7 protein-coding genes are annotated in these 5602 nt (G+C 39.5%); all 7 read right to left on the reverse strand.

Annotated elements, in window-relative coordinates; genetic code table 11:
• On the reverse strand, positions 1 to 124 hold a 124-nt coding region (locus L3V32_RS25700; protein WP_237285612.1), incomplete at its 3' end, for an HIT family protein.
• Positions 125 to 269: 145 nt separating this feature from the next.
• Positions 270 to 1097, reverse strand: a complete 828-nt coding sequence (locus L3V32_RS25710; protein WP_237285636.1) for a hypothetical protein — start codon at positions 1095 to 1097, stop codon at positions 270 to 272.
• Between the two features lie 136 nt (positions 1098 to 1233).
• The gene (locus tag L3V32_RS25715; RefSeq protein WP_065871627.1) at positions 1234 to 1857 is read right to left on the reverse strand and encodes a hypothetical protein; all 624 of its coding nucleotides are present in this window, start codon (positions 1855 to 1857) and stop codon (positions 1234 to 1236) included.
• A gap of 684 nt (positions 1858 to 2541) precedes the next feature.
• Positions 2542 to 3078, reverse strand: a complete 537-nt coding sequence (locus tag L3V32_RS25725) for a nucleotidyltransferase family protein (protein WP_237285638.1) — start codon at positions 3076 to 3078, stop codon at positions 2542 to 2544.
• 140 nt (positions 3079 to 3218) lie between these two features.
• The gene (locus tag L3V32_RS25735) at positions 3219 to 3587 is read right to left on the reverse strand and encodes a hypothetical protein (protein WP_237285640.1); all 369 of its coding nucleotides are present in this window, start codon (positions 3585 to 3587) and stop codon (positions 3219 to 3221) included.
• A gap of 1 nt (position 3588) precedes the next feature.
• On the reverse strand, positions 3589 to 4038 hold the full coding sequence (locus L3V32_RS25740; RefSeq protein WP_237285643.1) for a hypothetical protein: 450 nt from the start codon (positions 4036 to 4038) through the stop codon (positions 3589 to 3591).
• Between the two features lie 561 nt (positions 4039 to 4599).
• Positions 4600 to 5325, reverse strand: a complete 726-nt coding sequence (locus L3V32_RS25750) for a hypothetical protein (RefSeq protein ID WP_237285645.1) — start codon at positions 5323 to 5325, stop codon at positions 4600 to 4602.
• Between the last annotated feature and the right edge of the window lie 277 nt (positions 5326 to 5602).

Raw genomic sequence — 5602 nt, forward strand, 5'->3', positions numbered from 1 at the left:
GACAAATTAAAATATGCCCAAAGTTGATTGGATCATGGTCTGCAAAAGCTATAACTTGATCAGATTCGTACACGATGACCGAGTCAATTTCACGATTAACAATTTGTTCGACTATCGTAGCCATCTGCACTCCTATCAAAGTATGCTAACGCCCTGTTAAGGTGTGAGCAACGCAATACCAAAGCCGCCGCACACCACCTTAAACACTAAACGCAACGCATAGTAAAAATACCACGCGTTGCGAATCACTCTTAAACAGTTTGTTATGCTTATATTCTCTCCAGATTCTGCGCCGGATGAATACCTTGATAACTACCAACTTGAGTAAATGTAATAAACTGTGGTTTTACACGCTCGATCGAAGGCCAATTAAGCTTAATTTTATGTGTAATACTATCTTTTTTGAACTGTAATTCCATCGGTCTATGCAGCCCTAACTTGCTTGAGTCGCTAGGAACTCCTATGACGAGAACCATGGAAAAGCCATTAAACTTAACTTTAATACCTCTGATACATAAGTCAGTTTCGCTATACATTGGTATTAATTCAAAAGAATTAGCATGATGAATATGACCATCAGGGACTTGAACATAAAGCCCCCAACCTTTAGGCCACTTTACTCTAGGTTCACATAACAACTTTATGCATTTATCGCTGTATATGTAATCCGTACCGTCTCGAGCTTTTATATTCTTACTCTCGACCAAACCCACCAAAGTTTTTATCAGCCATTGTTCAATTGCACGACCATCAAACTCAAAACATAATGACCCCTTGTCGTTTGCAAGAAGACCTTTATCAATACGATGAATTGCCTCTACAAAACTACCAACATGAGAGTCTAATGGGCTTAAGTTAGAGTTATGTTCTTTACATAAGATATTCGACACTAAATTAGCTTTGCCTATACCTTTTAACTTATCTTTAGGTATCCAATACAACCCCGTAATGTCAACTGACTTACCATCTTGATTAATGATATTAAGCAGTTTATGCGAGATATAATGTTCGCGAGTAATGATATCGGAACAACCTCCTCGCCCTTTTAAGAAACACTTAGGATTCTTATTTCCATTTTTCTTTGGAATATAAAGCACGAAATTATCTCCATAAGCATAACGCCCAATTAAGGTGTGAGCCACGCTAGCACGACACTCAATTTGAACACCGTAAACACTAAACCAAATCCAAACCAAAAATGCCAAGCGTGGGGAATCACTCTTAAATTGTTTGTTATATTTTTGATGCCGCCATCAGTAAACAGTAGTTTTTTACGCTTTCACAATGCTCACCCATCCAGTATGCAAATGGGGTACTTCGATGCCAATTTAGATCAACCAAGCTATTGTGAATTGTACTATCTGGAGTACTAAGTGAACCATGTGCCACAACTTGCTCTGGTACATTGTTTAGTCCACACCACCATTCAGGCATCGAACGTTTCCACTTTGTCTCAAGCCAAACATCAGATAAAGCAACTACGTATTCACTTTCGAAACCGGTAACCCCATTGTCATTAAGGAACTGTTTGTCTCGATGATGTAGACGCTCAATATCGTTTATTATTTCTTGTTTTTTCTTTGTGTGAGATAAACGTTTTGCCTCAATGAAAAAAACAGCTTTGTGCTTAGGAGAAAAAACAAAACCATCAATGTGCTGCTTTTTCTCAACCCAAGGAAACTCAAGCCATGATACAGCTCGATCATCATCGAGACATTTCACTAGGGCATTTACGTAGATATGAACTTGGTTAGCTTCTGTGAAACCAGTACTCCCTCGCGCTGGATAAAAGTTTCTTAGCGTTCGGGTGTAAGTCGCGACCATTTCATCAAATGATCTAGAAATTATTTGTTCCATCGAAACCTCAGAAAAATATAACGCCCAATTAAGGGGTGAGTAACGCAACACCGATGCCACCGCAAACCACCTTAATCACTAAAATTAACGCATAGTAAAAATGCCACGCGTTACGAATCCCTCTTGAATTGTTTGTTAGTACGCTGCCCGTTAACCTTTGGTACATGCCAAGATATTGAAATATAGCACGAAAATTAAGACTTAAAACGCTGAAGCTAAAGGGACAACTGCCAAACTAGAACTCAATCTCAAAACGCAAGTTGGCGAGAAGAAAAACTTGCTTAACTGACCTATTTTCACCGTTTTCAAATTAGCAAAGGATACGGTCTTCAGGATTAAACAACCGCGCCAAAGAAACTCAGTGTTTGACGAAAATTTCCCAGCATCAAAGAAACCACACCAAAGAAATAACCCGAAAGTTAGAAACCGTAAACGGTGAAATCAACGCGAACACAACTCATATAGTGCCACCGGAAAGAACGTGAAAGGCACATTTAACCAGGTGTAAAGCTAGGAAAAGAAACCGATAAACTCCGAAAATTTTACCGTTGATGCCAATCCAGTACTAACGCCGCGTTAAGTGGTGAACAACGCGACCACCTAACCTAAACCATTGTGCCGTAAACACTTAAGCTAATACAAACCAAAAATGCCAAGCGTTGTGAATCCGCCTTAAACGCTTTGTTATGGCGCAACTCTCAACGATGGCCACCGAACTAGCCACCCTTTTGAATTTACACGATTATCAAAGGTTTCTCGTAACCTTTTAGGATTATACGTGACCCAGTAACTAAATAAGGATTCAAGCCCAAAAGCAGCAACACATTCATATTGGTTTAGCCCAATTTGGCGAATTGCTACCGCTGTTTCTTTTTCAGGCCAGTAACTCATTGCGTCCACGGAACTCTTATAAGGATTGTCACCATTACGCTCGTGCATCACAGCTTGGTTGCGTACTTGCCAGTTAAGCTGAGGCATACGAGCTTTTAGTTGTGCTTCATACTCCAAATAGCTATTGGGATTAGCTTCGCTTGGGTCAAAGTAGATGACATCCACATCATTCAAGGGAGTGGATGCTTTAAAACCATGCAGTGAGTCCCAAACTAAATTTCGAACGAAACCTGCCGCTATATAGCACTGCGACAAACTTAACTCTGAAACACAATTGAGAGCCTCAACTCTGATTGGATCTTGTTTGACTAGTTCTACGATCTTATCCATTTTCGCCCTGCGCCATAACGCCCTGTTAAGGTGTGAGCAACGCAATACCGAAGCTCCCGCATACCACCTTAAACACAAAACGCAACGCACAGCAAAAATGCCACGCGTTGCGAATCACTCTTAAACAGTTTGTTAACTTTCTAATCTAGCAAGTCATCTAACAACCCATCAAGATCTGCGACTTGCTCGCGAACAGTTGCCATTAGATCACTAAGGGCTGGGGAGTTTTCCTCAAATTCAAGCAAGATGCGTTGTTGACGGTCAAGGACAGCGAATACTTGAGATTCACTCCAGTAGAATTCATGTTCATCGTAAAAGTACTTTGACTTTCTTTCGAATACAGCCACGAGTTTGTCTTTGTATTTTGCCTCAAAGTACACAAAAACTTCGCTTTCAGTTGCTGTGGTTAGTGCCTTTGGTGGTATTTCAGCACTCCACTTCACTTCACCTTTAGAAGTTTCTCGGTTTAGCTTAGTTATCAGCTTTATCGCTTTTTCATTGGCACTCATATTAATCCCACTTCGAATCTTTTTCTAACTGTATGAGCATTGTAGTTATTGCACTCAGCTCTGTATATAATTCCCACGCTTTATCTTCATCAACAGAGGATAAACTATCTTTTATTATCAACCACTTTCGTGGTTTCAACTGTTTAACGAATGCCTTACATTTTTTCTGTTCTTCATTTGGAAGTTTAGGTATTAAGTTTTCAAGTAACGCTCTACTAATTGAAAGTTGCTTTCTTGCATCTTCCTTTTGAGTACCCCAACTCTTTAAGTTTGAAGATAACGCTTTGGACACCCCTTTGAGTTCTTTTGTTACTTGCGGCAATCTTGCTCGCCGCAAAAAAGAGTTCCGAATATGCCTAGCTTCGTATAGAAGCCAAAGTGTAAGAAAAAAGCCAATGACTGTAATCAATGTAGCTATATCTACAAACCATTGGGGGAAAACACTATTCAACCAACTATCTCCTTTTTAATAATTATAACGAATATCAATTTAGAAACTTAACGCCCAGTTAAGGGGTGAACAACGCAATACCTAAGCCGCTGCATACCGCCTTAAACACTAAAAACAACGCATAGTAAAAATGCCACGCGTTGTGAATCCCTCTTGAACTGTTTGTTATGTTTAAGATTCAATACCTTACGTTCAACTATACGGAAGTTTAACCCGACTTACTTTTGCAAACAAAACCAGAAGATAAAAAACTTTATTAAATCATAAACTTGACAGAATTGAACTTTGAAAAGAGAAAACACAAAAACTGAAGTTCTAACTCAAAGATTTAAGAACATTTTCGGAAAACAGCCTCAAACGATGCCAATTTGCTAAAAAACCAAAACAGAACGACTTAGAGAGCAAATAAAAGACACAAGCTACTGATTTTATTTGATTAAACATAACGCCGCGTTAAGTGGTGAACAACGCGACCACCAAACCTAAACCATTGTGCCGTAAACACTAAAGCTGATTCAAACCAAAAATGCCAAGCGTTGTGAATCCGTCTTAAACGCTTTGTTATGTTTTATTTTCAAGGTTATGCTGAACCTTCAAGTACACATTCACACACTCTTCAACCAAATTCTGCTTACCATGCTGAATAACCAAAAGGTAAATTATGTGGATTAGTATGGTTGCACCAATATGCCTCTGAAGCTCTGCATTAACATTTTCAACACTAGGTAACGCAGTAGCAGATGCATATAACAATAGATTTCTTTTGTTAGCAGTATCTTTAATATATTGAAATATTGAAGTAATTCCTCGCTCGGACGCAACCGCACGTACTTCGTGTAGGTAATTTTTAGCATTACCTGAAGCATCCACATTAACCTGATTAAGTGGAGGGTCTGGTTGTAAAATTAAATCACCGATCTGTAACTGGGTCCTAAGTATATCTTGCCCATTATTGTTTTCGATAACTAGCTGATATGGAACTTCACTTAACTTTAATGCAACGCCTAAGAGAGTTAAAAATGGGTACAGGCCACCCTTGTACTTATGATCATGCATTTTTAATTCATTAGAACGAAGATACCCTTTACTTTTTAGAGCAAGAAATAGAGCTGTTGCAGCCTCTTCTTCAGCAGTGATAGCCAAAAATGCAGCCACTTCTGGCATTGTTACCGCAAGTTCAAAGGATCTCTCAACATAGCGAATACTCGACTTTGCAGCGAAACCTGAATGCCCCTTCGTAACCGATGACATTTCAAACACTTTCTTCTGAAAATCACTTAACCCCATGGAATCCTCATAAAACATAACGCCCTGTTAAGGGGTGAGCAACGCAATACCGATGCCGCCGCATAACACCTTAAACACTAAAAACAACGCATAGTGAAAATGCCACGCGTTGCGAATCCCTCTTGAACAGTTTGTTATGCGATAACTGTAGAGTGCGCAGAGATAACCTGCCAGTTACCCTTTTGCTTTGTCCAAACACGAGAAAATGCAAACTCACCGTTTGCTACAGCCCCATTATAACTGCCTTTGATTTCCGCGTTTACGTAAACCAAAACGA

The sequence above is a fragment of the Vibrio sp. J2-4 genome, assembly GCF_021728155.1.
Taxonomy (GTDB): Bacteria; Pseudomonadota; Gammaproteobacteria; order Enterobacterales; family Vibrionaceae; genus Vibrio; species Vibrio diabolicus.

Coding starts and splice junctions, on each gene's coding strand:
- L3V32_RS25735 (WP_237285640.1), bottom strand. CDS start 3,587: ATGAGTGCCAATGAAAAAGCGATAAAGCTGATAACTAAGCTAAACCGA.
- L3V32_RS25725 (WP_237285638.1), bottom strand. CDS start 3,078: ATGGATAAGATCGTAGAACTAGTCAAACAAGATCCAATCAGAGTTGAG.
- L3V32_RS25750 (WP_237285645.1), bottom strand. CDS start 5,325: ATGGGGTTAAGTGATTTTCAGAAGAAAGTGTTTGAAATGTCATCGGTT.
- L3V32_RS25715 (WP_065871627.1), bottom strand. CDS start 1,857: ATGGAACAAATAATTTCTAGATCATTTGATGAAATGGTCGCGACTTAC.